This window comes from Streptomyces sp. NPDC001890 (genome assembly GCF_042891445.1).
In the GTDB taxonomy this organism is placed as follows: domain Bacteria; phylum Actinomycetota; class Actinomycetes; order Streptomycetales; family Streptomycetaceae; genus Streptomyces.
This window is the reverse complement of sequence record NZ_JBIATE010000022.1, coordinates 68583-95256: the sequence shown is the minus strand read 5'-3', so window position 1 is coordinate 95256 and position 26674 is coordinate 68583. Positions and strand designations below refer to the sequence as shown.

Genomic DNA, 26674 nt, shown 5'->3' with positions numbered 1-26674 from the left:
GATCAGTGGTGCGCTCCTCGCAACTCCTCGGCCAGCACCTTTCCGATCTCGCGCAGCGGCTCGGCCGTGGTCATGTCCCAGTGCTCGCAGTCGATGTCGTGCTCCTCGACCCGGCCCGTGACATGGGGGGCCCAGGCGTCGGCGCCGCCGGCCGCGGCGGGGGTGCGGGCGGCGTTGAAGAACACCGCGTCGCCGCCGAACCGCCGCCGGGGCACGTACCGGTAGCGCATCTCCAGGTTGCCTGCCGTGGCGGTCACGACCGCCGCGGCCTGGTCCGGTTCCAGGGCGCCCAGGATCGCGTCCTCGGCGCGCAGCACGGCGGCCAGCTCCCCGGCGTCCGGGGCGGTGTCGGCGCAGCGTACGTCGATCTCGGCGCCGCGGCCGCCGAGCAGGGCGGTGAGCACCTCCCGCCCGGTGATGGCGGGTGGCCGGAATCCGTCGGGCAGCGGGTAGGAGTCGAGCAGCGCCAGCAGCGCCACTTCCTCGCCCTGCTCCTCCAGTTCGGCCGCGATCGCGTGGGCGACCAGTCCGCCGAACGACCAGCCGAGCAGGTGGTACGGGCCGTGGGCCTGGACCGAGCGGATCTCGGCCACGTAGCCGGCCGCCATCTCCTCGATGCCGGCCGGCCGGTCCGAGGGGCTGGTCAGCTCCTTCGCCTGCAGCCCGATCAGCGGCCGCCGCCCGCCGATGTGCCGGAGCAGTCCGGCGTACGACCAGCTCATCCCGGAGACCGCGTGGACGCAGAACAGCGGAGCCCCGGTGTCGGTGGCGGACGCGGCCCGGATCGGCAGCAGCGTCTCCATCGGGTCGCCGCCCGTGTTCGTGGCGATGTGTTCGGCGAGCAGTACGGGGGTCGGGTACTGGAACAGGTCCCGGATGGTGACGCGGGTGTCCCAGATGGAGCGGATCCGGCCGATCAGCCGGGTCGCGAGCAGCGAGTGGCCGCCCAGTTGGAAGAAGTGGTCGTCGATGGTGACCGAGGTCAGCCCCAGGACGTCCGCGAAGAGGCCGCACAGCACTTCCTCCGCCGGGGTGCGGGGCTCCCGGCCACCGGCGGTGTCGGCCTGCGGCGGTTCGGGCAGCGCCCTGCGGTCAAGCTTGCCGTTGACCGTCAGGGGCAGCGCCTCCAGCGGCACGAACGTGGCCGGAACCATGTACTCGGGCAGGGCCGCGACCGCGTGCCGGCGCAGCTCGGGAAGGTCCGGCCGGCTGCCTTCGACGGGCACCACGTACGCCACCAGCCGTTTGTCACCGGGCCGGTCCTCGCGGATCAGCACCGCCACCTGGGCGAGGGTGGGGTGCCGCAGCAGCGCCGATTCGATCTCACCCGGCTCGATGCGGAACCCCCGCAACTTGATCTGCTGGTCGGCCCGGCCGAAATACTCCAGCGCGCCGTCCTGGCTCCAGCGTGCCAGGTCGCCGGTCCGGTACATCCGCGTGCCGGGGGCGCCGTGGGGGTCGGCGACGAACCGTTCGGCGCTGAGTGCGGGCTGTCCGATGTAGCCGTGGGCGAGGCCGTGTCCGGCCACGTAGAGCTCGCCGGGGACGCCCGGTGGCAGCATGCGGAGGTTCTCGTCCAGGACGTAGGCGTGTTTGCCGGCGATCGGCCGTCCGATCGGGACGGCGGGCGCGGGTCCGGTGAGGGTGTGGGTGGTGGTGAAGCCCATGCTCTCGGCCGGTCCGTAGCCGTTGACGAGGTGGAGGTGGGGGTGGTCGGCCAGTGCCTTGGCGGTGTGGGCGGGCGACGCCGCCTCACCGGCGGTCATGGCCTCCTTGATCCGGGAGAAGACCGCCGGGTGCTCGTCGAGCATGTGGTTGAACAGGCTCGCCGACATCTGCAGGGTGGTGATGGCGTGCCGTTCCACCAGCTCCGCGATCTGGTGCGGGTCGGTGTGCTGGCCGGGCTGGAGGACGCAGACGCCGCCGTGCAGGAGCGGTCCGAAGACCTCCAGGGCGAAGGCGTCCCAGGACACCGGCGAGCTCTGCAGACTGGTCTGCCCGGGGCCGAAGTCCAGGTAGTCGGGGCCGATGAAGGTGGCGGCCAGCGCCCGGTGCGAGGCCGCGACGCCCTTGGGGACGCCGGTCGATCCGGAGGTGAACATCACGCAGGCGATGGACTCCGGGTGCCCGCCCGTCTCGACGGGTGTCCCCGGCAGGGTGGTGATCGCGGGTATTTCCGCGGTGAGGTCGACCAAGGTGGCCGGGGTCGACAGGGCGGTCAGGTGGGCCTGGGTGACCAGTGCCGCCGGGTCGGTCTGCCCGAGCACGGTGTTCAGCCGGTCGGCCGGGAACTGCGGGTCGAGCAGGGTGTATCCGGCCCCGGCCTTCAGGGCGGCGAGCAGTGCGGCGATGAGCTGCGGGGACCGCTCCAGGTGGATGGCGACGATGCTGCCCGGGGTGACGCCGCGGGCGGTCAGGTGGCGGGCCAGCCGGTTGGACCAGATGTCCAGCTCCTCGTACGTCACCTGCTGTTCCTCGTGGATCAGCGCCACCTGGTGCGGGGTGCGGGCGGCCTGCGCCGTGAACAGCGCGTCGAGCCCGAGGCCGGGCGCCGGGGTCGGGGCGCCGCTCCACTCCCGCAGCCGCGCCCGCTCGGGCCCGGACACCATCTCCAGCTCCGCGAGGGGCAGATCGGGGGTGGCGACCGCGCCGGTGAGGAGCCGGACCAGACGGTCCGCGGTGGCCTCGATGGTGCGTGCGTCGTACAGGTCGGTGGTGTACTCGATCATGATGTCGAGGCCGTCGGGCCGGCCGTCGGCGGTGCGGTTCTCGGCGAACGCGAAGGTGAGGTCGAACTTGGCGACGGAGACCGGCGGAATGGCGAACTCGCTCTCCAGTCCGGCGAGTCGGGGCGCTTCGTCGCTGGTGTCGCCGACGGTGAGCATGACCTGGAAGAGGGGGTGCCGGGCGGTGGTGCGCTCGGGGTTGAGGGCTTCGACGAGCCGGTCGAACGGCAGGTCCTGGTGGGCCCAGGCCGCGAGGTCGGTCTCGCGGACCCGGGTGAGCAGTTCGCGGAAGCTCGGGTCGCCGCTGGTGTCGGTGCGCAGGACGAGGGTGTTGACGAAGAAGCCGACGAGGTCGTCGAGTTTCTGGTCGGTGCGCCCCGCGACGGGTGAGCCGAGCGGGATGTCGTGGCCGGCGCCGGAGCGGGACAACAGCGTCGCCACGGCCGCCTGGGCCACCATGAACAGGGTGGTCCCGGTGTCCTGGGCCAGCGACATCAGGGCGGTGTGCAGTTCGGCGGGGCAGTGCACGGCGTGTGTGCGGCCCCGGTTGGAGGCGACGGCGGGGCGGGCGTGGTCGGCGGGCAGGGTGGCTTCCTCCGGCAGCTCGGCGAGCACCCCGCGCCAGTGGTCGAGCTGGCGTTCCTCGTCCCGCTCCAGGAGTCGTTGCTGCCAGAGGGAGTAGTCGGCGTACTGGACCGGCAGCGGCTCCCACGCGGGGGCGTTGCCCTCGGTGCGGGCGGCGTAGGCGGTGGCCAGGTCGCGGAAGAGGGGACCGTTGGACCAGCCGTCGGAGGCGATGTGATGGATCACCAGCATGAGGACGTGGTCCTCGGCCCCGAGCTCCAACAGCTGGGCTCGGAAAGGGATTTCGGATGCCAGATCGAAGGTCCGGCCGGCCAGGCCGGCCAACGTCCCGGTGAGTTCCTCCTCGGTGGTGGCGATCAGGGGCAGTTCGGTGGTGGTCGGGGGAAGGATGTGCTGGTGGGGGGTGCCCTCGTGGGTGGGGAAGACGGTGCGCAGGCCCTCGTGCCGGGTGATCACGTCGGTGAGGGAGAGCTGGAGGGAACGGTGGTCGAGGGGGCCCTTGAGGCGCAGGGCGAGGGGGATGTTGTAGGTGGCGGACGGGCCTTCCATCTGGTCGAGGAACCAGAGCCGCTGCTGCGCGGACGACAGCGGGACGTTCTCCGGCCGCTCCTGGGCCATCAGCGCCGGCCTTCGTTCCCCACTGCCCTCGGCCGCGATCCGCTCGGCCAGCTGCGCGACCGTGGCGTACTGGAAGAGGTCCCGGATGGTGATCCCGGTCTCCCACACCGCCCGGATGCGGCTGATGAGGCGGGTGGCGAGCAGGGAGTGCCCGCCGCGCCGGAAGAAGTGGTCGTCGATGGTGACCGACGGCAGCCCGAGCACGGCCGCGAAGAGGCCGCACAGGACTTCCTCGGCGGGTGTACGGGGCGGGCGTCCTCCGGTGTCGGTGCTCAACCGGGGTGCGGGCAGGGCGCGCCGGTCGACCTTGCCGTTGGTGGTGAGGGGGATCTCGTCGAGCACGACGAAGGCGGACGGGACCATGTACTCGGGGAGCGTGCCGGAGATCTCGCGGTGCACCGCGTCGGTGTCGATCCTGGCACCCTCGGCGGCGACGAGGTAGGCGGCGAGCCGCTTGTCGCCGGGCCGGTCCTCCCGGACCACGACGGTCGCCTGACCCACCCCCTCCTGGGCGGTCAACGCGCTCTCGATCTCACCGAGTTCGATACGGAAACCGCGAAGCTTGACCTGCTGGTCGGCACGGCCGAGGTATTCGAGGGAACCTTCGAGGTTCCACCGCACCAGGTCGCCCGTCCGGTACATCCGGGTACCGGCGGGACCGTACGGGTCGGCCACGAAGCGCTCCGCGGTCAGCGAGGCGCGGTTGAGATAGCCCTGCGCCAGACCGGCGCCCGCGATGTACAGCTCGCCGGGGGCGCCCGGCGGGACCAGTCGCAGTGCGGCGTCCAGGACGTAGAGCCGGTGGTTGTCGAGCGGCTCACCGATCGGGATCGCACCCGCGTAGTCCAACGGGCGGTGGATGCGGTGGGTGGTCGCGAAGGTGGTGGTCTCCGTCGGACCGTAACCATTGACGACGGCGGTGTCCGGGCACTGGTCCATGACCCGGCGCACCGCCTCCGGCGGGACGACGTCGCCCCCCGCCCACACCTCACGCACCCCGGCGAACGCCCCGGGCGCCTCCTCCGCCATCACCCGGAACAGACCCGCGGTCATCCACAGCGCGGTGACCCAGTGCTCGGCCAGCAGCCGTTGGTAGTCGGCGGGGGCGAGGTGGCCGCGCGGTGCCACCACGACGGTGCTGCCGTTCAGCCACGGCACCCAGATCTCGTACGTCGACGCGTCGAAGGCGGCCGGCGAGTGGAACAGCACGCGTCGGTGGTTGCCGTTGGCGTACATGGTCTGCGCGGCCAGGTCCGCGACGTTGCGGTGCGTGACCGCGACGCCCTTCGGCACCCCCGTCGAACCCGAGGTGAACATCGCGTACACCGGCTGGTCGGGGTGGATGGTGTGGGTGGGGGCGGTGACGGGCAGCCCGGCCAGTTCCGTGGTGTCGCCCAGGACGATGACCCGCGCGTCGGCGTCCAGGACGACCTGGTGGTCCGAGAGGGCCTGGTCGGTGAGGACGACCGGTGCCCGGGTGTCGGCCAGGATCTGGACGAGGCGGCTGTCGGGGTCGGTGGTGTTCAGCGGGGCGTACACGGCGCCGGCCTTGACCACGGCGAGCAGAGCGGTGAGCAGATCGGTCGAGCGCTCCATGAGGACGGCGACCACGTCCTGCCGCCCGACTCCGGCGTTGATGAGGTGGTGGGCCAGCCGGTTGGTGACCTCGTCGAGTTCGGCGTACGTCAGATCATGGTCCTCGTCCACCAGCGCCATGGCGTCCGGGGTCCGGGCGGCCTGCGCGGCGAACAGCTCCGCCAGGCTCATGTCGGAGGTGCCGGTGGCGGTGCCGCTCCGCTCCTCCAGCAGCAGTCGCCGCTCGTGCTCGCCGAGCAGGTCGAGGACGGACAGCGGGGTGTCGGGCGAGGTGACCACCGCTTCGAGCAGCCGGTTCAGCCTGGCCATGAGGGCGTCGATCGTCCGGGCGTCGTAGAGGTCGGTGGCGTACTCGATGGTGATGTCCAGACCGTCCGGACGGCCGTCGCGAGTGCGGTGCTCGGCAAAGCCGAAGGTGAGGTCGAACTTGGCGATCTGCAGGGCGCTGTACTCGGTACGGGCGTCGAGCCCCGGGAACCCGATGACGTCGGACCCGGCCTCGCCCATGGTGAGCATCACCTGGAAGAGCGGGTGGCGGGAGGCCGAGCGCTCGGGGTTCAGTACCTCGACCAGCCGGTCGAAGGGCAGGTCCTGGTTGTCCCAGGCCGCCAGGTCCGTCCTGCGGACCCTGGAGAGCAGGTCACGGAAGCTCGGGTCGCCGCTCAGGTCGGTACGCAGGACGAGGGTGTTGACGAAGAAGCCGACCAGGCCGTCCAGTGCCTCGTCGATGCGGCCCGACACCGGGGAGCCGATCGGGATGTCGGAGCCGGCGCCGGAGCGGGACAGTGCGGTCGCCACGGCGGCCTGGACCGCCATGAACAGGGTGGCGCCGGATTCCCGCGCGAGGTGGGTCAGGCCGATGTGGATCTCGGCGGGCAGATGGACGTCGCAGGTGGCGCCGGTGTACGAGGCGGAGGCCGGGCGGGGACGGTCGGCCGGCAGCGTGGCCTCCTCCGGGAGCTCCGCCAACGCCTGGCGCCAGAAGTCCAGTTGCCGAGCCCCGGCGCTGTCCGGGTCGTCACCCTCGCCGAGCAGTTCCTGCTGCCAGAGGGTGTAGTCGGCATACTGGACCGGCAGCGGCTCCCACGCGGGGGCGGCGCCTCGGGCTCGCGCCTCATACGCGGTGGCGAGGTCCTGGAGCAGAGGCGCGGTCGAGCCGCCGTCCGACACGATGTGGTGCATCACGATGAGCAGGACGTGCTCCTGCTCGCCGAGGGCGATCAGCCGGGCCCGGATCGGCAGGTCCACCGCGAGGTGGAAGACCTGGGCGGACTCCTCGGCGAGCACGCCGGGCAGCGTCGCGGCGTCGGCCGGGACGACCGGGAGCGGGAGCTCCACGTCCTGCTCGGCGAGGATGTGCTGATACGGGGTGCCGTCCTGGTCGGGGAAGAGGGTGCGCAGGCTCTCGTGTCTGCCGACCAGGTCCAGAAGCGCCGACTGGAGGGCCGGGCGGTCGAGTTCACCGTTGAGGCGCACGGCGAGCGGGATGTTGTAGGTGGTCGACGGCCCTTCCATCTGGGCGATGAACCACAGCCGCTGCTGGGCGAATGACAGGGGAATCACTTGGTCACTCCCATCCGGCGCATCGGCCGAAGTCTGGGCCGTGCGGCCTCGGCACCGTCGAGCTTCTCGACGAGCGTGGCCACGATCGGGTTTTCGAAGAGGGTCGCCACGGAGAGCTCGACCCCGAGTACGGTGCGGATCCGGCCGACGAGCCGGGTGGCGAGGAGCGAGTGTCCGCCGAGGTTGAAGAAGTGGTCGTCGATGGTGACCGAGGGAAGTCCCAGAATCTCCGCGAAGAGTCCGCAGAGCACTTCTTCCTTTGCGGTGCGCGGTGCGCGCCCGGTGGCTTCGTTGCCGAACTGCGGGGCGGGCAGGGCGCGTCGGTCGACCTTGCCGTTGACGGTGAGGGGGATCTCGTCCAGGACCATGAAGGCGGACGGGACCATGTAGTCGGGCAGCAGCCCGGACACCTGCTTCTGTACATCCCCGGGTTCGATGCGCGCGCCTTCCTCCGCGGTGAGGTAGGCGACGAGGCGCTTGTCGCCGGGCCGGTCCTCGCGGACGACCACGGTGGCCTGGGCCACGCCCGGCCGGCCAGCGAGGACGGTCTCGATCTCGCCTGGCTCGATGCGGAAACCGCGGAGCTTGACCTGCTGGTCGGCACGGCCCTGGTATTCGAGGGAGCCTTCGAGGTTCCACCGCACCAGGTCGCCCGTCCGGTACATCCGGGTACCGGCAGGACCGTACGGGTCGGCCACGAAACGGTCGGCGGTCAGCACCGGCCGGTCCAGATACCCCTGCGCCAGACCGGCACCCGCGATGTACAGCTCGCCCGGCGTGCCCGGCGCGACCAACCGCAACCCCTCGTCCAGGACGTACAGCCGGTGGTTGTCGAGCGGCTCACCGATCGGAATCGCACCCACGTGATCCAGCGGACGGTGGATGCGGTGGGTCGTGGCGAAGGTGGTGGTCTCCGTCGGACCGTAACCATTGACCACGGTGACATCCGGGCAGCGGTCCATGACCCGGCGCACCGCCTCCGGCGGAACGACGTCGCCCCCCGCCCACACCTCACGCACCCCGGCGAACGCCTCCGGAACCTCCTCCGCCATGACGCGGAACAGGCCGGCTGTCATCCACAACGAGCTGATCCGGTGCTCGGCCAGCAACCGTTGGTAGTCGGCCGGAGCGAGATGTCCTGCGGGGGCGACGACGAGGGTGCCGCCGTTCAGCCACGGCACCCACATCTCGTACGTCGAGGCATCGAACGCCATCGCCGAGTGGAACAACACGCGTCGGTGGTTGCCGTTGGCGTACATGGTCTGCGCGGCCAGGTCCGCGACGTTGCGGTGCGTGACCGCGACGCCCTTCGGCACCCCCGTCGAACCCGAGGTGAACATCGCGTACACCGGCTGATCCGCATGCACCGACACCCCCGGATCCGACACATCACCGTGCTCGCCACCGAGCACCGGACCCAGCACCCGCACACCCGCCGGCACCACCAACGAACCCGGATCCCGATCCGTCACCAGATGCGAGACCCCGGACTCCCCCACGATCAACTCCACCCGATCCGCCGGATACCGCGTATCCAACGGCACATACACCCCACCCGCCTTCACCACACCCAACGTCGCCACCACCGCACCCACCGAGCGCTCCTGGAACAACGCCACCCGGCTTCCCGGCCGCACACCCTCGGCGATCAGCCGACGCGCCACCCCATTGGCCAGCCCGTCCAACTCCCGATACGACAGCTCACACCCCTCACCCACCACCGCAACCGCATCCGGCGTCCGCACCACCTGCGCCCCGAACAACTCCCCGAGCCCCACACCCGGACCACCCGTCACCGCACCGGCCCACTCCCCCAACAACAACCCACGCTCACCCACCGACAACAACTCCAGCTCACCCACCGGCACATCCGGCGCCGAAGCCGCAGCACCCAACAACCGCACCAGACGCTCACCCACCAACTCCACCGAACGCGCCTCATACAGATCCGTCGCATACTCGATCGTGATGTCCAGCCCACCCGGCCGCCCATCCACCGAACGACGCTCCGCGAAGCCGAAGGTCAGATCGAACTTGGCGATCTCCACCTTCGAGAACTCGTACGCCGCTTCCAGCCCCGGGAGCTCGGGGGCATCCGCTGACATGTCGCCGACGGTGAGCATGACCTGGAAGAGCGGGTGCCGGGCGGTGGTGCGCTCGGGGTTGAGGGCTTCGACCAGCCGGTCGAACGGCAGGTCCTGGTGGCTCCAGGCGGCGAGGTCGGTCTCCCGGACCCGGGTGAGCAGTTCGCGGAAGCTCGGGTCGCCGCTGGTGTCGGTGCGCAGGACGAGGGTGTTGACGAAGAAGCCGACGAGGTCGTCGAGCGCCGGGTCGGTGCGCCCCGCAACGGGAGAGCCGAGCGGGATGTCGTACCCGGCGCCGGAGCGGGACAGCAGCGTCGACACCGCGGCCTGGGCCACCATGAAGAGGGTGCTGCCGGTGTCCTGGGCCAGCGAAGTGAGCGATTCGTGCAGGTCGGCCGGGCAGTGCACGGTGTGCGTGGTGCCCCGGTTGGACGCGGTGGCCGGCCTGGGCCGGTCGGTGGGCAGGGTGGCCTCCTCCGGGAGGTCCGCCAATGTGGCGCGCCAGTGGTCGAGTTGGCGTTCCTCATCGCTCCCGAGGAGTCGTTGCTGCCAGAGGGAGTAGTCGGCGTACTGGACCGGCAGCGGCTCCCACGCGGGGGCGTTGCCCTCGGTGCGGGCGGCGTAGGCGGTGGCCAGGTCGCGGAAGAGGGGGCCGTTGGACCAGCCGTCGGAGGCTATGTGGTGGATGACCACCAGCAGGATGTGCTCCTCTTCGCCGAGGGCCAGCAGATGCGCGCGGATCGGCGCCTGGACGGCCAGGTCGAAGGCGGCCGAGGAGAGCTCGGCCAGTCGTGCGGTGAGTTCCTCCTCGGTGGTGGTGATCAGGGGGAGGTCGATGGTGGCCGGGGGAAGGATGCGCTGGTGGGGGGTGCCCTCGTGAGTGGGGAAGACGGTTCGCAGGCCCTCGTGACGGGTGGTGAGGTCGGTGAGGGCGAGCTGAAGCGCCTGACGATCGAGCCGGCCCTTGAGGCGCAGGGCGAGCGGGATGTTGTAGGTGGCGGACGGTCCCTCCATCTGGTCGAGGAACCACAGCCGCTGCTGCGCGGAGGAGAGCGGTACGTTCTCCGGCCGCTCGCCCGCCATCAGCGCCGGGCGGGGCAGTTCACCGCTGCCGGCGGTGACGCATTCGGAGAGCGCGAGCACCGTGGGGTTCCGGAACAGGTCCTTCACCCCGAGCTGCACCCCGAACGCCCGCCGGATGCGGCTGATCAGTCGGGTGCCGAGCACCGAGTGGCCGCCCCGGTGGAAGAAGTGGTCGTCGATGGTGACCGACGGCAGCCCGAGCACGGCCGCGAAGAGGCCGCAGAGCACCTCTTCCTGCGGTGTGCGCGGGGCACGCCCGTTGGTGGCGTGGGAGACCTGGGGTGCGGGCAGGGCACGTCGGTCGACCTTGCCGTTGGTGGTGAGCGGGATCTCGTCCAGGACGACGAAGGCGGACGGGACCATGTACTCGGGCAGGGCGCCGGCGGCGTGACCGCGCAGCCCGGTCACGTCGATCTCCGCCCCTTCGGCGGCGACGAGGTAGGCGACGAGGCGCTTGTCGCCGGGCCGGTCCTCGCGGACCACGACGGTCGCCTGACCCACCCCCTCCTGGGCGGTCAACGCGCTCTCGACCTCGCCGAGTTCGATGCGGAAACCGCGGAGCTTGACCTGCTGGTCGGCGCGGCCGAGGTATTCGAGGGAACCTTCGAGGTTCCACCGCACCAGGTCGCCCGTCCGGTACATCCGGGTACCGGCAGGACCGTACGGGTCCGCGACGAAGCGCTCCGCCGTCATGCCCGGCCGGCCGAGGTAGCCACGGGCGAGACCGGCGCCGGCGATGTACAGCTCGCCGGGAGTGCCCTGCGGGACCAGTCGCAGCCCCTCGTCCAGGACGTACAGCCGGTGGTTGTCGAGCGGCTCACCGATCGGAATCGCACCCGCGTAATCGAGCGGACGGTGGATACGGTGCGTGGTCGCGAAGGTGGTCGTCTCCGTCGGACCGTAACCATTGACCACGGTGACGTCCGGGCAGCGGTCCATGACCCGGCGCACCGCCTCCGGCGGAACGACGTCGCCCCCCGCCCACACCTCACGCACCCCGGCGAACGCCTCCGGAACCTCCTCCGCCATCACCCGGAACAGACCCGCGGTCAGCCACAGCGAGGTGATCCCGCGCTCGGTCAGCAGCCCGCCCAGGGTCCCGGGGTCGAGGTATCCGGGCGGCGCCACCACGACAGTGCCCCCGTTCAGCCACGGCACCCAGATCTCGTGCGTCGATGCGTCGAAGGTGTGCGGTGAGTGGAACAGCACCCGGGTGTGGTTGCCGTTGGCGTACATGGTCTGCGCGGCCAGGTCGGCCACATTGCGGTGCGTGACCGCGACCCCCTTCGGCACTCCTGTCGAACCCGACGTGAACATCACGTACAGCCACTGGTCGGGGTGGGCGTGGGGCGCCGGGGGCGTCGACGGGAGGTGGGCGTATCCGGCGGTGCCGTCGAGCACCACGGTCTCGGCGCCGGTCCGGGCCACGACCGGGTGATCGGCCAGCGCCCGGTCGGTGAGCAGGACCGGCGCCCCGGTCTCCGTGAGGATCCGGAGCAGACGGGCGTCGGGGTCCGCGGTGTTGAGCGGGGCGTAGACGCCTCCGGCCTTGACCACCGCGAGCAGCCCGGTGAGCAGCTCCGCCGACCGCTCCATCAGGACGGCCACGACGCTCTCCGGCCGGACGCCGAGGCCCACGAGGTGGTGGGCCAGCCGGTTGGTGTCCTCGTCCAGCTCCGCATAGGTCAGCTCCCGGTCGCCGTCGACCAGGGCGATCGCATCCGGGGTGCGCGAGGCCTGCGCGGCGAACAGTTCCGCGAGGCCCGCGCCGGAGGCGCCGGTGACCGCACCGTTCCACTGCTCCAGGAGCTGGTGGCGTTCGTCCGCGCCGATGAACTCCAGCTCGCCGACCGGGATTTCAGGACGTGCGACGGCGTCGCCCAGCAGCCGTACCAACCGGGCGGTGACTGCCTCGACGGTGCCGGCGTCGTACAGGTCGGTGGCGTACTCGACCCTGATGTCCAGACCACCGGGGCGGCCGTCGGCCGTGCGGTGCTCGTGGAAGGAGAAGGTGAGGTCGAATTTGGAGATGTCGAGCGTCGTGAAGCCCGACTCGGCTTCGATTCCCGGGAGTTCGAGGGTGGGGGTGACGGCCTCCTGGAGGGTGAGAACGACTTGGAAGAGGGGGTGCCGAGCCGTGGAGCGCTCGGGGTTGAGGGTCTCCACCAGCCGGTCGAACGGCAGGTCCTGGTGGCTCCAGGCGGCGAGGTCGGTCTCCCGGACGCGGGTCAGCAGCTCACGGAAGCTCGGGTCACCCGACAGATCCGTACGCAGCACCAGGGTGTTGACGAAGAAGCCCACCAGGTCGTCGAGCGCCTGCTCCGAGCGGCCCGCGATCGGGGCACCGATCGGGATGTCCTCCCCCGCGCCGGAACGGGACAGCGTGGTGGCGACGGCGGCCTGGGCCACCATGAACAGTGTGCTGCCGGTCTCCCTGGCCAGCCGCGTCAGCCCGTCGTGCAGCTCGGCGGGGACGTGGACGCCGTGGGTGCTGCCCTGGTAGGTGGCGACCGCCGGGCGCGGACGGTCGGCCGGCAGGGTGGCCTCGTCGGGCAGCCCGTCCAGGGTGTGGCGCCAGAACTCGGACTGCCGTTCCCCGTCCAGGGCGAGCAGTTCCTGCTGCCATAGGGTGTAGTCGGCGTACTGGACCGGCAGCGGCTCCCACGCGGGGGCGGCGCCCTCGGCGCGCGCGGTGCAGGCAGCGGCCAGGTCCCGCAGCAGCGGGGCGGTGGACCAGCCGTCGGAGGCGATGTGGTGCATCACCACCAGCAGGACGTGCTCCTGGTCCCCGAGAGCGAACAGGACTGCCCTGAGCGGTAGTTCGGATTCCAGGTCGAAACTCCGGGCGGCGTGGTCCCCGAGTTCCGCCTCCAGGGTGGCTTCGGTCGCCGCGACGACCGGCAGCTCCACCCGGACCTCGGACGCCGGGAGCTGCCACTGGTAGGCGGCGTCGTCCGCCATCCCGAAGAGGGTGCGCAGCGATTCGTGCCGCACGACCAGGTCGGTGAGCGCGAGCCGGAGGACCTCCGGGTCGAGTGCGCCCGTGAGGCGCAGCGCCAGCGGAATGTTGTACGTCGCCGACGGCCCCTCCAGGTGGTGCAGGAACCAGAGGCGCTGCTGGGCGGAGGAGAGCGGCACCCGCTCGGGCCTGACCGCCTCCCGGAGCGCGGGCCGCCGCACCGCTTCGCCGCCGGCTTCCACGTACTCGGCCAGCCCGGCCACCGTGGGGCCCTGGAAGAGGTCGCGGACGGTGATCTGGACGCCGAAGGTCTGCCGGATGCGGCTGATGAGGCGGGTGGCGAGCAGGGAGTGCCCGCCGAGGTTGAAGAAGTGGTCGTCGATGGTGACCGACGGCAGTCCCAGGACCTCCGCGAAGAGGCCGCACAGGACCTCCTCGACCGGCCCCCGGGGGGCGCGCCCGGCAGCGTCCGTGCTCTGCTGGGGTGCGGGCAGGGCGCGCCGGTCGACCTTGCCGTTGACGGTGAGCGGGATCTCGTCCAGGACCACGAAGGCGGACGGGACCATGTACTCGGGGAGCGTGCCGGAGAGTTCGCGGCGCACCGCGTCGGTGTCGATCCTGGCGCCCTCGGCGGCGACGAGGTAGGCGGCGAGCCGCTTGTCGCCGGGCCGGTCCTCGCGGACCACGACGGTCGCCTGGCCCACCCCCTCCTGGGCGGTCAACGCGCTCTCGATCTCACCGAGTTCGATGCGGAAGCCGCGGAGCTTGACCTGCTGGTCGGCACGGCCGAGGTATTCGAGGGAACCTTCGAGGTTCCACCGCACCAGGTCGCCCGTCCGGTACATCCGGGTACCGGCAGGACCGTACGGGTCGGCCACGAAACGGTCGGCGGTCAGCACCGGCCGGTCCAGATACCCCTGCGCCAGACCGGCACCCGCGATGTACAGCTCGCCCGGCGTGCCCGGCGCCACCAGTCGCAGTGCGGCGTCCAGGACGTAGAACCGGTGGTTGTCGAGCGGCTCACCGATCGGAATCGCACCCGCGTAGTCCAACGGGCGGTGGATGCGGTGCGTGGTCGCGAAGGTGGTGGTCTCCGTCGGACCGTAACCATTGACCACGGTGACGTCCGGGCAATGGTCCATGACCCGGCGCACCGCCTCCGGCGGGACGACGTCGCCGCCTGCCCACACCTCACGCACCCCGGCGAACGCCCCGGGCGCCTCTTCCGCCATCACCCGGAACAGACCCGCCGTCAACCACAGCGCGGTGATCCCGTGTTCAGCGATCAGACCTTCGTACGCTGCTGCGTCGAGATGTCCTGCGGGGGCGACGACGAGGGTGCCGCCGTTCAGCCACGGGACCCACATCTCGTACGTCGAGGCATCGAACGCCATCGCCGAGTGGAACAACACCCGGGAGTGGTTGCCATTGGCGTACATGGTCTGCGCCGCCAGGTCCGCGACGTTGCGGTGCGTGACCGCGACGCCCTTCGGCACCCCCGTCGAACCCGAGGTGAACATCGCGTACACCGGCTGATCCGCATGCACCGACACCCCCGGATCCGACACATCACCGTCCCCGCCGCCAAGCACCGGACCCAACACCTGCACACCCGCCGGCACCACCAACGAACCCGGATCTCGATCCGTCACCAGATGCGAGACCCCGGACTCCCCCACGATCAACTCGACACGATCCGCCGGATACCGCGTATCCAACGGCACATACACCGCACCCGCCTTCACCACACCCAACGTCGCCACCACCGCACCCACCGAGCGCTCCTGGAACAACGCCACCCGGCTTCCCGGCCGCACACCCTCGGCGATCAGCCGACGCGCCACCCCATTGGCCAGCCCGTCCAACTCCCGATACGACAGCTCACACCCCTCACCCACCACCGCAACCGCATCCGGCGTCCGCACCACCTGCGCCCCGAACAACTCCCCGAGCCCCACACCCGGACCACCCGTCACCGCACCGGCCCACTCCTCCAACAACAACCCACGCTCACCCACCGACAACAACTCCAGCTCACCCACCGGCACATCCGGCGCCGAAGCCGCAGCACCCAACAACCGCACCAGACGCTCACCCACCAACTCCACCGAACGCGCCTCATACAGATCCGTCGCATACTCGATCGTGATGTCCAGCCCACCCGGCCGCCCATCCACCGAACGACGCTCCGCGAAGGAGAACGTCAGGTCGAACTTGGCGAACCGCAGCCAGGTGAACTCCGACTCGGTGTCCAGACCACCGGCGACGAGCGTCGGTGTGGCCGCGTCGGTGAGTGTCAGCATCACCTGGAACAGCGGGTGCCGGGCGGCGGACCGGTCGGGGTTGAGGGACTCGACCAGCCGGTCGAACGGCAGGTCCTGGTGGCTCCAGGCGGCGAGGTCGGTCTCCCGGACCCGGGTCAGCAGCTCACGGAAGCTCGGGTCACCCGACAGATCCGTACGCAGTACCAGGGTGTTGACGAAGAAGCCCACCAGGTCGTCGAGCGCCTGGTCCGTGCGGCCGGCGATCGGTGAGCCGAGCGGGATGTCATGGCCGGCGCCGGAACGGGACAGCAGCGTCGAGACCGCAGCTTGGGCCACCATGAACACCGATGCGCCGGATTCCCGCGCCAGCTCCGCGAGCGAGGAGTGGACGTCCTCGGGGCAGTGCACGGTGTGGGTGGCACCGCGATAGGAGGCGACGGCAGGCCGCTGCCGGTCGGTGGGCAGGGTGGCCTCTTCGGGGAGGTCGGCCAAGGTCCGTCGCCAGTAGTCGAGTTGGCGGGCGGCGACGCTCTCCTGATCCGCCGGGTCACCGAGCACACCACGGTGCCAGAGGGTGTAGTCGGCGTACTGGGCGGGCAGCGGCTCCCATGCCGGCCGCTCACCGCGTGCGCGGGTCGCGTAGGCCGTGCTCAAGTCGCGCATCAGTGGCTGGTAGGACCAGCCGTCGGAGACGATGTGGTGCATGACCACGAGGAGTACGTGGTGGTGGTCCCCGAGGCTGAACAGCCTTGTGCGGAAAGGCAGATCGGCTGCCAGGTCGAAGGTCCGCTCGGACTCGGCGGTGAGCAGCGCGGCGACGTCGTCCTCGGTCGCCGGGGTGACCGGCAGCTCCACCCGGACGCTGTCGGCGGGCAGGATCCGCTGGTAGGTGCGCCCTTCCGTCTGCCCGAACACGGTGCGCAGGCTCTCGTGCCGTCCCACGACATCGGTGAACGCGGCCTCCAGGGCCGCGACGTCGAGGTCACCGCGCACCCGGACGGCGAGCGGGATGTTGTACGTCGCCGACGGCCCCTCCAACTGGTCGAGGAACCACAGGCGTTGCTGGGCCGCCGAGAGCGGCAGCGGCTCCGGGCGCTCCTGGGCGGTCAGTGCCGGGCGGGCGGACTCGCCGCCGCCGGTGGCGACGTACTCGGCGAGCAGTGCGACGGTCGGGTAGTCGAAGAACTGCCGCAGTGTCAGCTGGACATCGAGGACGGTGCGCACCCGGCTGACCAGCCGGGTCGCCAGCAGCGAGTGGCCTCCGACGGTGAAGAAGTCGTCGTCGATACCGATCGTCGGCAGTCCGAGGGAGTGGGCGAACAGGCCGCAGAGGACCTCCTCGACGGGGTTGCGCGGGGCCCGGCCGTCGGCTGCCGCGCCGGCCCGGGGTGCGGGCAGTGCGCGCCGGTCCAGCTTGCCGTTCGGGGTCAGCGGCAGGGTCCCCATCGGGACGACCGCCGACGGCACCATGTACTCGACGAGCTGCTCGCCCGCGTACCGGAGGAGTTCGGCGCCGTCCAGGACGCCTTCCTCGGCGGGTACGGCGTAGGCGACCAGGCGTTTGTCGCCGGGCCGGTCCTCGCGGACGATGACCGTGGCCTGGGCGACGGAGGGGTGGCGGACGAGCACGGTCTCGATCTCGCCGAGCTCGATGCGGTTACCGCGCAGTTTGACCTGCTGGTCGGCGCGGCCGAGGAAGACGATCTCGCCGTGTTCGTTCCAGGCTGCCAGGTCGCCGGTGCGGTACATGCGGGTGCCGGCCGGTCCGTACGGGTCGGCGGTGAACCGCTCGGCGGTCAGTACGGGCAGCCGGCCGTAGCCCTGGGCGAGGTGCGGTCCCGCGACGTAGAGCTCGCCGGTCTCGCCCGGGGCGGTGTGGCGCAGTTCGGCGTCCAGGACGTACATGGCGGTGTTCGCCATCGGGATGCCGAGGTGCAGCCGGTCCAGGGTGCGGGCCTCGGGGGTGAACGCCTGGTAGCTGCAGAAGACGGTCGCCTCCGTGGGACCGTAGACGTGCACGAACGTGGTGTCCGGGCAGTGGTCGAGGGCCCGCTGGAGTGCGGTGGCGGACAGTACGTCGCCGCCGGTCCAGATCTCGCGCAGCTGCCCCAGGGCGTCGATCGCCTCGCCGGCCATGGCGTCGAAGAGGGCGGTGGTGAAGTACGCGGCGGTCGCCCGGTAGCGGGTGATGGCGTCGGCGAGCTCACCGATGTCGATCTTCGGGGCGGGCAGTACGACGGCCAGTCCACCACGCAGCAGCGGCACCCACAGCTCGTAGGTCGAGGAGTCGAAGGGCAGCGGCGAGTAGGCGAGCACCCGTTCGTGGGCCGTGGCGCCGAAGCCCGGGTCCAGGGCCAGTTCGACGACGTTGCGGTGGGTGTTCACGACGCCCTTGGGGGTGCCGCTGGAGCCGGAGGTGAACATCATGTACAGCGGCTGGTCCGGGTGGACCGTGATGTCGGGGCCGGTGGCGGCCGTGCCGGCCGTGGCGCTCGTGTCGTCGAGCCGCAGGGCGGGCAGGTCGCCCGCGAAGCCGGTGTCCCCGGCCGGGCGGTCGGTGACCAGGAGGGTGGCCCCGGTGTTGGAGAGGATCCAGGAGAGGCGGTCCTCGGGCTGGCGGGGGTCCAGGGGTACGTACACGCCGCCGCTCTTCAGCACGGCGAGGACCGTGATGACGTAGGCGAACGAGCGGTCGAAGAGGAGGGCGACGGCGTCGCCGGGCCGGACGCCCTCGGCGACGAGACGGTGTGCGAGGGCGTTGGCCGCGCCGTCCAGCTCCCGGTAGGTCAGGCTGCGGTCCTCGCGGACGAGGGCGACGGCCTGCGGGGTACGGGCGGCCTGCGCGGCGAAGAGAGCGTGCAGCGCACCCTCGGGGAGGTTCTCGGCCGTGTCGTTGTACGCGGCGACGTGCGCGGGAACGACGACGCCGAGGGAGAGAGCTGGATCTGCTTGCGGCTGGGACATCTCGACACCTTCTCGGTAGCTCGGATCTCGTGGTCTCGCGGCGTGCCGGGAGACCGACGGAGCCACGGTGGATGACGTACGGATGGTGCGAATGGGGCGCAGTGGAGCGGAGGGGGAGGGAAGCGGGGGGTCAGGCGGTGCTGCGGGAGGCCGTCGCGGCGGCGCCGGGCAGCAGGACGTCGTCCGCTTCCAGGGCGTCCGGGTGGTACTTGCCCACGGAGCTGATCAGCAGCCGGAGTTCCAGGGCGATGGACTCGACCAGCCGGACCAGGCCGGCTTCGGCGTCCTCGTCCACGGCAAGCAGTGCGGCCCGGCCGAGGCCGACGGCACGGGCGCCGAGCGCCAGAGCCTTCGCGGCCCTGCTGCCTTCCCAGATCCGCCCGCTGGCGAGCAGGCAGTGACCGGTGCGGCCGATGCGGGTGAGGCACTCGCCGAGCGGGAGCCCCACCTGGCCGAGGAAGGCGGTCGGCGCCCACGCGGTGCCGCCCTCCGCGCCGTCCACGGTGACGGAGTCCGCGCCGGCCGCCCAGGCGGTGGCCGCGGCGTGGGCCACGTCGCGGCCGGGGTGCAGCTTCACCCACACCTTCACGCGGGGGAAGTTGTTCCGCATCAGCCGGATCTGCTGGCGCAGGATCTCCTCGGTGAAGGTGCCGGGGCTGCTGATCCGCAGCACCGAGTCGCTGTCGGCGCCGAACACCGGGTCCATGGCGTACTGTTCGGCGACCCTGTCGCCGGCCTCGCGGCCCAGGACGGTGAGTCCGCCGAGCCCCGGCTTCGCGCCCTGGCCGACCTTCAGCTCGAAGGCGAGCCGGCCGGTGGCGAGCAGCGGTTCGGACACCGGGTCGCTGTAGACCAGGTTCCACACCTCCGCGTCGGCGTCCTCGGTGGACTGCTGCACCACCACACCGCCGTGCTCTTCGTCGGCTGCGCCCGTGTACGCGGCGATCCGGCCGAGCAGCGGGGAGACTCCGGAGTCGGCGGCGGCGCGGAAGCCGTTGACCGGCACCACGTTCTCCCCGATGACCATCGGGATGCCCAGTTGTCCGGCCTGCCGTCCGGCCGCCTCGCCCAGGTCGTGGCTGGCCACCTGGGTCGAGCCGAACGCGGACACGTAGAGCGGCAGCCTGGAGGCGAACCCGCCGATGCGCGTGTCGAGTTCGACGTCCGTGTACAGCGGCTCACGGGCCAGGTCGATGAGCTTCTTCAGCCGCTCCGGCATGAACACCGGGGGCACGATCCTGGCGCGCTCCAGCAGGTCGTACGGGTCCTGCCCGGCCGGGACCGCGCCCAGCAGGCCGCTGCCGTACGACTCCAGCGCGGGGAAGGCCCCCGCCGCCCCGGCCCTGGCCCGGTGCCGCACCTGTTCCTCGGGGAAGCCCGCGGCGCTCAGTAGGGTGCTCATGCGGACACCACGCCGGGGACCTTGGGGTAGGCGCTGGCCTCCCAGGCCGCGGTGCGGCCGGTGACGTACCGGGTGAAGCGCTCCAGGCCGATGCCGAAGCCGGAGCTGGCGGGGATGCCGCGGCGGGCCAGGTCGAGGTACCACCCGTACTTCGCGGGGTTCTCGCCGGTCTCGCGCATCCGGGTGACCAGGGCCGCGTAGTCGTGCTCGCGTTCGCTGCCACTGGCCAGTTCGCCGTAACCCTCGGGTGCGATCAGGTCGAAGTTGCGGAGGACGCCGGGGCGGTCGGTGTCCTCCTGGTCGTAGAAGCCCCGCGAGCCCTTGGGGTAGTCGACGACGAAGAACGGGCGGCTGGTCTTCGCGGAGAGGATCTCCTCGCCCTCCCAGTCGATCTCGGCACCCGGGTCCTGCGGGTGGCCGAGCGCCACCAGGTCCGCGGTGGCCTCCTTGTGCGTGGTGCGGCCGAACGCCCCCCGGACCACCTCGCGGAAGGCGTCCCGGTCCCGGCCCAGGAGCTCCAGGTCCGCGGGCATCTCGCGGACGACCTCGTCGACCACATGGGCGACGAGCCGCTCGGCGAGCTCCATCGCGTCCTCGCGGCGGGCGTCGCGGATCTCCACGTCGATCTGGTGGAACTCGGCGAGATGGCGGTGCGTGACGGCCGTCTCCAGCGGTTCCAGGCGGACGTTGGGCGCGATGTAGAAGATCTTGTCGAAGGCGAGCAGCGACGCCTGCTTGTAGAGGATGGCGCTGGTCATCAGCTTGTACTTGTGGCCGTAGAAGTCGACGTCCACCTGCTTGGAGCCCCGGATGCCCGGGTCGGTGACCGGTCCGATGACCGGGGGCAGCAGCTCCTGGAACCCCTGCGCGGTCAGGAACGCGCGGGTCGCCGCGAGCATGCGGCTCTGCACCCGCAGCGTGGCGCGGGTCGGCTCGGCGATCAGGTGCTGGTCGGGAGAGGACGGGAACGAGGGCGCGACGCGGCCGTCGGGCTCGGCGATCGTGCTGGTCATGGTGCTACCTCCTGGGTGTGCTGCCGATGGGCTGCCGGGCGACGGGCCGCCGGGGGAAGCGGGGAGCGGGAAGCGTGCTGGGGAAGGACGCGGTCGTGCCGGCGCTGTACGAACGACAGGGCGTCGAACAGCCCGGCGGCGGTGAGCCGCCGGCCGCGGTCGCGGACGGGCCCGAGGGGCATCGCCCCGATCTCGGACCAGGTGAGGCGGCCGGACTTGTCGATGTGGCTCCGGGTGCGGCCCGCGTTGTCGGGGTGCAGGCAGTAGGGGACGTCGAGGTATCCGCGGGCGAAGGCCTTCAGCAGGGCCTGCCCCAGGTCGTCGTCGAGGTTCAGCACCGCGTCGACCAGGGCACGGGCCTCGGCGTACACGGCGTTGTCCGCCGGGTCGGGGTACGGGGCGGGGTGCTGGTCGGGGGCGTTTCGGGGGTGTGCGCCGGTCGCCGTGCGGTGGCGGGCGGCGGCCCGCGCGGCGACCCGCAGGGCCTCGACGTTCTCCGCCACGGTCGGGATGCGGTGCGCCTCGGCTGCCGTCTTCACGATCAGCCGGGCCGCCCCGGTCTCCACGGCCAGTTCGGCCGAGCGCTCCAGGAGGTCCAGGGAGCCGTGCCGGGTCTGCGGATAGAGGCCCATGTAGGTGTAGAGGACGATGTGCCAGTCGGTGTCCGGCAGGAACTCGCCGGCCAGCCGGTGCAGGGCGTGCATCGCGTCGCGGTCCTGGTCCGCGTTGGTCTGCTGGGCGTAGCTGAGCGAGATGCTGCGCAGCCCCGCCCGGTGGAAGAAGAGCGCCTCCAGTGCACTGATCGCGACGAGCAGGCCGGGCGGGCACAGCTGGCCGAGCATGCAGCCGCCGAAGGTCTCCAGGTGCGGTTCCGCCCCGGTGCCGCGCAGTCCGGCCAGGAAGTCGCAGCTCTCCTGCCAGTTGCGTACGGAGTCCAGGAGCGGGGTGCGTCCGTAGGGCAGGCAGTAGGAGACCGGGCCGCCCTCCGTGGCGTCCAGGCCCAGTCGGGCCAGTGCGGTGACGATGCGCTGGGGGCGGGCCGAGCCGTGCCGGATCTGCACCGGGAAGCCCGCGTCGCGGACGCCGTCGAGGACCCAGCGCGAGGTGTGCGGGCTGTAGGAGGTGATGGGGAATCCGTTGAGCGGGACGCCGCCGTTCAGGGCGCGGGCCGCGGACGCCTCGTCGTTGACCCGGGTGTAGCTGTCGATGGTCATGGTGCCGACGACCGCGTCGGCCGCCCCCTTGGTGGCCAGCAGGCCCGCCCTCATCAGCGCGGGGTCGGAGAAGCCCATGCGGGGCTGGACCACGAGGGTGCCGCGGGCCTGTGCCCCGGCGACGAAGCGGCCGAAGGAGAGCGGTCGCCGGTGCACGGTGGTGCGGCTCCCGGGGGGCGCCTCCTGGACCGGCGCGGTCACCGTTCCACCTCCTTGGGCAGTGAGTCGACGTAGGACTCGAAGGCGGCGATGTCGACGCCGTCCTGGAAGACCGCGTCGAACCCGGCCCTCATCAGGGCGTCGGCCTCTTCCTCCCCGTCTCCGGACACGCCGAGCTTGCCGCCGATGACCGCGGGCAGGCCGGTCAGCTCCCAGCGCGAGCGGATCGCGCCGATCAGCGGTTCGGCGTCGTTGAAGCCGTGCCCGTTGACGCTGCTGACGACCAGGAGGTCGGGCTGGAACTTGCAGCAGGACTCGACGATCTCGTCCTCGGGCACGCAGGAACCCAGATTGACGACCTTGTGCCCGAGGTCTTCGAGCAGCAGTTGGATGTAGATGAGATTCCAGGTGTGCGCATCGGATTGCAGTCCGGTGACAACAACATCCAGCGGCCCGGATCGATGACGAGCCGCCCATTCCGCAGGCTTCATTGTTCGCTTCGTCCACATCATTGGATGACAAGGGGAGAAAGAGGTCCGGGCTGGCCCGGAACTTCCTTTCGGCCACCACCGTAGATTCGCTCCGGAGGCGTTTCCGGCGTGAGCGGCGGCAACTGGGCGGCAGCAGAGGAGCAGTTGACCGACTGCCCGGTGCCGGGCGGACGGTGGGGCATGAGACTGGCCGCACTGCATTCCGCAGAATTCAGCGCCCGGCCCGTCGCACAACGCGCGCATCGCGCAGACCGCGCAGACCGCGCAGACCGCCGGCGAACGACCGAGGAGTCATGACATGGCAGAGACCGGCCACAGCGTCCGTGCGGCAGACGTGCTCGCGGACGTGCTCGCGGAGGTACGGGAACGGGTCGACCGGCGGGAGGCGCTCGGTGAGGCCCAGGTCGCCGTGCTCGAAGCCGCGGTGAACATTGTCCGCGCAGGTCAGCCGGGGGTCGAGGTGATGCCGGTGGAGCGTTCGGAGCTGGTGCGCGAGGCCCTCGGCGCGGTGCGCGCGGCCACCGTGGCGACCGGGGTGGCCCTCACGTACGCGCATCGCACGGCCCGGGTGGCCGCCTGACCGCTCGGTCCGTGGTGCCGCCGATCTGCCTGGGCTTCTGCCCGGCGCACCGGTCCGCGGCTCCTAGTCTCTGATGCAGGCGAAAAACTCAGGCACACCTGACGACTTCACGAATAACTTCGTCCAACCGAGGTGGAAATCATGGCAACCAACCCGTTCGAGGACTCCCAGGGCCGCTATGTAGTGCTGGCCAACGAAGAGGGTCAGTATTCGCTGTGGCCGGCCCGGATCCAGCAGCCGGCGGGCTGGGAACTGGTGAAGGACGAGGCGAGCAAGCAGGAATGCGGCGAATTCATCGAGGCGAACTGGACCGACATGCGGCCGCGTTCCGTGGTCGCGGCCATGGGTGGCTGAACCCACCGGTTCTCCCGTTCCGGAAGGGCGGGTGCGAGGCGCGACACGCGCCCGCACCCGCCCTTTCGCACGATGACGGGCCGCGGAGCATGAAGAACTCCCGGCGGACATGGGGGGCGAGCCCATGTCCGCCGGGAGCCGGGCGGGACGTTGCGGTGCGGCCGGTCAGCTCTGGATGCCGCGCACGCACCATTCGAGTACTGCCGCGGCTGCGGTCATCTTGTGATGGGCCTGGCGCCAGGCCCGGCTCGAAGCGCCGTCGAGCACCTCGTCGGTGACCTCCTCGCCCCGGACCGCGGGCAGGTCGTGGAGGAAGACGGTGCGCGGACCGGCGAAGCGGTCCAGGAACGCGCGGTTGATCTGGAAGCCGTCGAAGTCCTTGAGCCAGTCGGGGTTCTCCTTCGTCACCCCCATGGTCTGCCAGCGGCTGGTGTACACCGCGTCCACCGGGCCCTCGACCTGGTCGGCCGTGACGACCTGGCTCACCAGGGCCTTGCCGCCACTGAGTTCGGCCGCCAGGTCCAGGGTCTCCTTGGGCACCTCGTACCCCTGCGGGCACAGCAGGGTGAGACGCAGGCCGGGGGTGAGGGCGGCGGCGAGGGCGAGAGCGGCGCCCGAGCTGTTGCCCTCGCCGACGGCAAGCAGATGCAGACCGTCGAGCGAGCCGAACTCCTCGGCCAGCGTGGCGAGATCGGCGATGGCCTGGGTCGGGTGCTCGTCCAGGCTCAGGGCGTTGACGACGGCCAGGTCCGCGCTGCTGCCGAGCCGGCGGATCTCCTCCACGTCCCCGTTGGTCCGTACGACCAGGGCGTCCAGGTACTGGCCGAGGACCCGGGCGGTGTCCTCGACCGTCTCGCCGGTGGTGAGCTGGAGTTCGTTCGGACCGAAGGTGATCACGTCGGCGCCCAGCCGGGTCGCCGCGGTCCAGAAGGACGTCCGGGTCCGGGTCGAGGACTTGCGGAAGTACAGACCGACCTGTCGTCCGGCCAGCGGCTTCGGCACGATGCCGTCCCGGCCGAACGAGACGGCGCGCCGGACCAGGTGGTCCAGCTCGGCGGGCGTGAGGTCGGCGAGGGAGATCAGGTTGCGCATGGGTGCGGTGCCTTTCATGAGGGCGGGAACGGGGTGGGTGCGAGCGGGGTGGGTCCTCAGTCGCTCAGGGCGGCGGCGAGAGCGGCGGGCGCCGTCTCCCGGTCCGCTTCGAGCACCGCGCGGACCAGGTTGAGCACGGTGAAGCCGACCGGGTCGCCCGCCGTCGTGGGGAGCCGGCGGATCAGGCCGCGGACCAGCAGGGCGTGCACCTCACGGGCGGCTTCGGCCAGCGAGGTGCCGGAGGCTCGCGCGGCGCCGTCCACCGTCCACGGGTCGTCGAGCGTCGCCAGTGTGCGCAGCAGTTCGGCGGCCTTCGGGTCGAGCCCGGTGACGGCGGCCGTGAGCCGCTCGCCCAGGGTGGGGCCCGCGGCGGGATCGGCCGGGGTGACGCCGTCGAGCAGGACCAGTGGTGTGGTGCGGGCGATGTCCAGGAGTTGCTGCGGGGAGTAGAGCAGCAGCCAGGAGGCTGCGGCTTCCAGCGCCTGCGGCATGCCGTCCAGGGCGCGGCAGATGTGGGCCACGGTGGTGACGACGGAGTCGGTGGGAAGGAAGTCGGGCCGCATGTAGCTGACATGGGAGAGCGTCAGCTCCACGGCGTGGCGGTCCACGACGAGGGAGCCGCCCACCGGCTCGGCGAGATCGGCGGCGGTCGGCACCGGGAGCGGGGCCAGCGGCAGCAGCCGGCCGCCGGGCAGCTGGACCGGCCGGTCGGTGGTGGTGAGTATTTTCAGGCGCTCGCAGGCCCGCAGCAGACTGAGCAGCCGAGGGGTGGCAGAAGGTGACGCATCGTAGCCGTCCAGGACGATCAAGGTGGCCTTGGACCCTATGAGCGCGGCCAGTTCCTCGAACTCCTCGCCGTCGCGGACGAGTGCGCGCACCCATCCGGTGACGGTCGACTGCGGGGTGTGGGGAGCGGCCCCGGTGGTCTCCGCCGTGTCGTCCGGGGATACCCACAGCACCGGAATCCGGTCCCGGGCGTGGATCACCGAAGCGGCTTCCTGGGCGAGCCGTGTCTTTCCCGCTCCCGGCAGCCCCACGAGGGTCAGCAGCCGCTCGTGATCCGTGCGCAACCGGGCCGTCAGCGCCTCCAGTTCCGGTTGTCGCCCGATCAGCGGGCGCAGCGCGGGGGGCGGCGTGGCCAGGCCGACTCCGTAGATGTCCTGGAAGACGCGCCCCACCGCCTTCGCGTCGACGGCGAGTTCGAGCTCGACACGTCGCGCGTCGCTCAGCCGCATGGCATTGGCGAGGAGCTTCAGTGTTTCCCTGCGCGGGTGCTGGACCCGCCCGAGTTCCAGGTCGCGAATGGCCCGTACGCTCACGGTGGAAAGGCCGGCGAGCTGTTCCTGGGTGAGTCCCGCCCGCCTGCGCGCATTCTGCAGCAGAACATCGAGCCCGGCTGAGGGCTGGGAATTCATCATTGTCTCCTCGGTCTCCACATGCAAAAAAAAACGCAATGACCGGTTACCCGGCCGTCCGGGAATGTCCGGAACGTGCGGCGCGGCGAAGGATCTCTCGTTCCGCTCACGCTCCGTACGCCCCGCACTCTCCGTGGCAGCGAAGGCCTGCCGTCGACGAACAGCTTTCATCGAGCCATTCCCGAAATCTTCCCGGTGCGGTACCGCGAGTTCCTCATGGCAGGGACTACGATCGCCTCGCGCTGGGGAAGCGCTGCGGGTGCGCGGAGCTGAGGGGGAGGATGCGTGTCATCTACGGAAGAGTTTCGGCTGCGCTTCAACATTCTTGGACCGATAGAGGGTTGGTCCAACGGGACTCGGCTCCGGCTAGGCGGAGTCATACAAGAGCGAGTTCTGGCCACACTTCTCCTGGAGCCCGGAAAAGTACTTCCGGTATCCCGTCTGGTCGAGGCGGCCTGGGACGAGGAACCGCCCACGACGGCTCCGCACCAAGTGCGCAAGGCAGTCGCGGA

General features: G+C 71.1%; 10 protein-coding genes. 2 read left to right on the top strand and 8 right to left on the bottom strand.

Features of this window, described 5'->3' with window-relative positions; translation table 11 throughout:
- Positions 1 to 2: 2 nt before the first annotated feature.
- The 6 genes from ACFYY1_RS34445 to ACFYY1_RS34420 form a co-directional block, all read right to left on the bottom strand.
- Positions 3 to 7088: an amino acid adenylation domain-containing protein gene (locus ACFYY1_RS34445; RefSeq protein ID WP_388592554.1), complete on the bottom strand. Its 7086-nt coding sequence runs from the start codon at positions 7086 to 7088 to the stop codon at positions 3 to 5.
- Positions 7085 to 18442, bottom strand: a complete 11358-nt coding sequence (locus ACFYY1_RS34440; RefSeq protein WP_388592551.1) for an amino acid adenylation domain-containing protein — start codon at positions 18440 to 18442, stop codon at positions 7085 to 7087. Before ACFYY1_RS34440 ends, ACFYY1_RS34445 begins: the two co-directional genes overlap by 4 nt.
- 130 nt (positions 18443 to 18572) lie before the next feature.
- Entirely contained in the window at positions 18573 to 19844 is a 1272-nt protein-coding gene (locus ACFYY1_RS34435; RefSeq protein WP_388592548.1) for a glutamate synthase-related protein, read from the bottom strand.
- Positions 19841 to 20857 carry an asparagine synthetase A gene (locus tag ACFYY1_RS34430; RefSeq protein WP_388592545.1) on the bottom strand — a complete coding sequence of 339 codons (1017 nt, stop codon included), beginning with the start codon at positions 20855 to 20857 and terminating at the stop codon, positions 19841 to 19843. The genes ACFYY1_RS34435 and ACFYY1_RS34430 overlap by 4 nt, the downstream gene beginning before the upstream one ends.
- Entirely contained in the window at positions 20854 to 22272 is a 1419-nt protein-coding gene (locus tag ACFYY1_RS34425) for a methylaspartate mutase (protein WP_388592544.1), read from the bottom strand. The genes ACFYY1_RS34430 and ACFYY1_RS34425 overlap by 4 nt, the downstream gene beginning before the upstream one ends.
- On the bottom strand, positions 22269 to 22721 hold the full coding sequence (locus ACFYY1_RS34420) for a cobalamin B12-binding domain-containing protein (protein WP_266735462.1): 453 nt from the start codon (positions 22719 to 22721) through the stop codon (positions 22269 to 22271). The genes ACFYY1_RS34425 and ACFYY1_RS34420 overlap by 4 nt, the downstream gene beginning before the upstream one ends.
- Positions 22722 to 23019: 298 nt before the next feature.
- Between ACFYY1_RS34420 and ACFYY1_RS34415 the strand changes: the two genes are divergently transcribed.
- Positions 23020 to 23301: a hypothetical protein gene (locus ACFYY1_RS34415; protein WP_388592543.1), complete on the top strand. Its 282-nt coding sequence runs from the start codon at positions 23020 to 23022 to the stop codon at positions 23299 to 23301.
- A 141-nt stretch (positions 23302 to 23442) separates the two neighbouring features.
- Positions 23443 to 23655, top strand: coding sequence for an MbtH family NRPS accessory protein (locus ACFYY1_RS34410; protein ID WP_266735465.1), 213 nt, complete (start codon positions 23443 to 23445; stop codon positions 23653 to 23655).
- A 165-nt stretch (positions 23656 to 23820) separates the two neighbouring features.
- Here ACFYY1_RS34410 and ACFYY1_RS34405 read toward each other — a convergent pair whose 3' ends face one another.
- Both ACFYY1_RS34405 and ACFYY1_RS34400 read right to left on the bottom strand, forming a co-directional pair.
- Positions 23821 to 24747: an ornithine carbamoyltransferase gene (locus tag ACFYY1_RS34405; protein ID WP_388592540.1), complete on the bottom strand. Its 927-nt coding sequence runs from the start codon at positions 24745 to 24747 to the stop codon at positions 23821 to 23823.
- Between the two features lie 56 nt (positions 24748 to 24803).
- Entirely contained in the window at positions 24804 to 26162 is a 1359-nt protein-coding gene (locus ACFYY1_RS34400) for a helix-turn-helix domain-containing protein (protein WP_388592538.1), read from the bottom strand.
- Positions 26163 to 26674 lie beyond the last annotated feature (512 nt).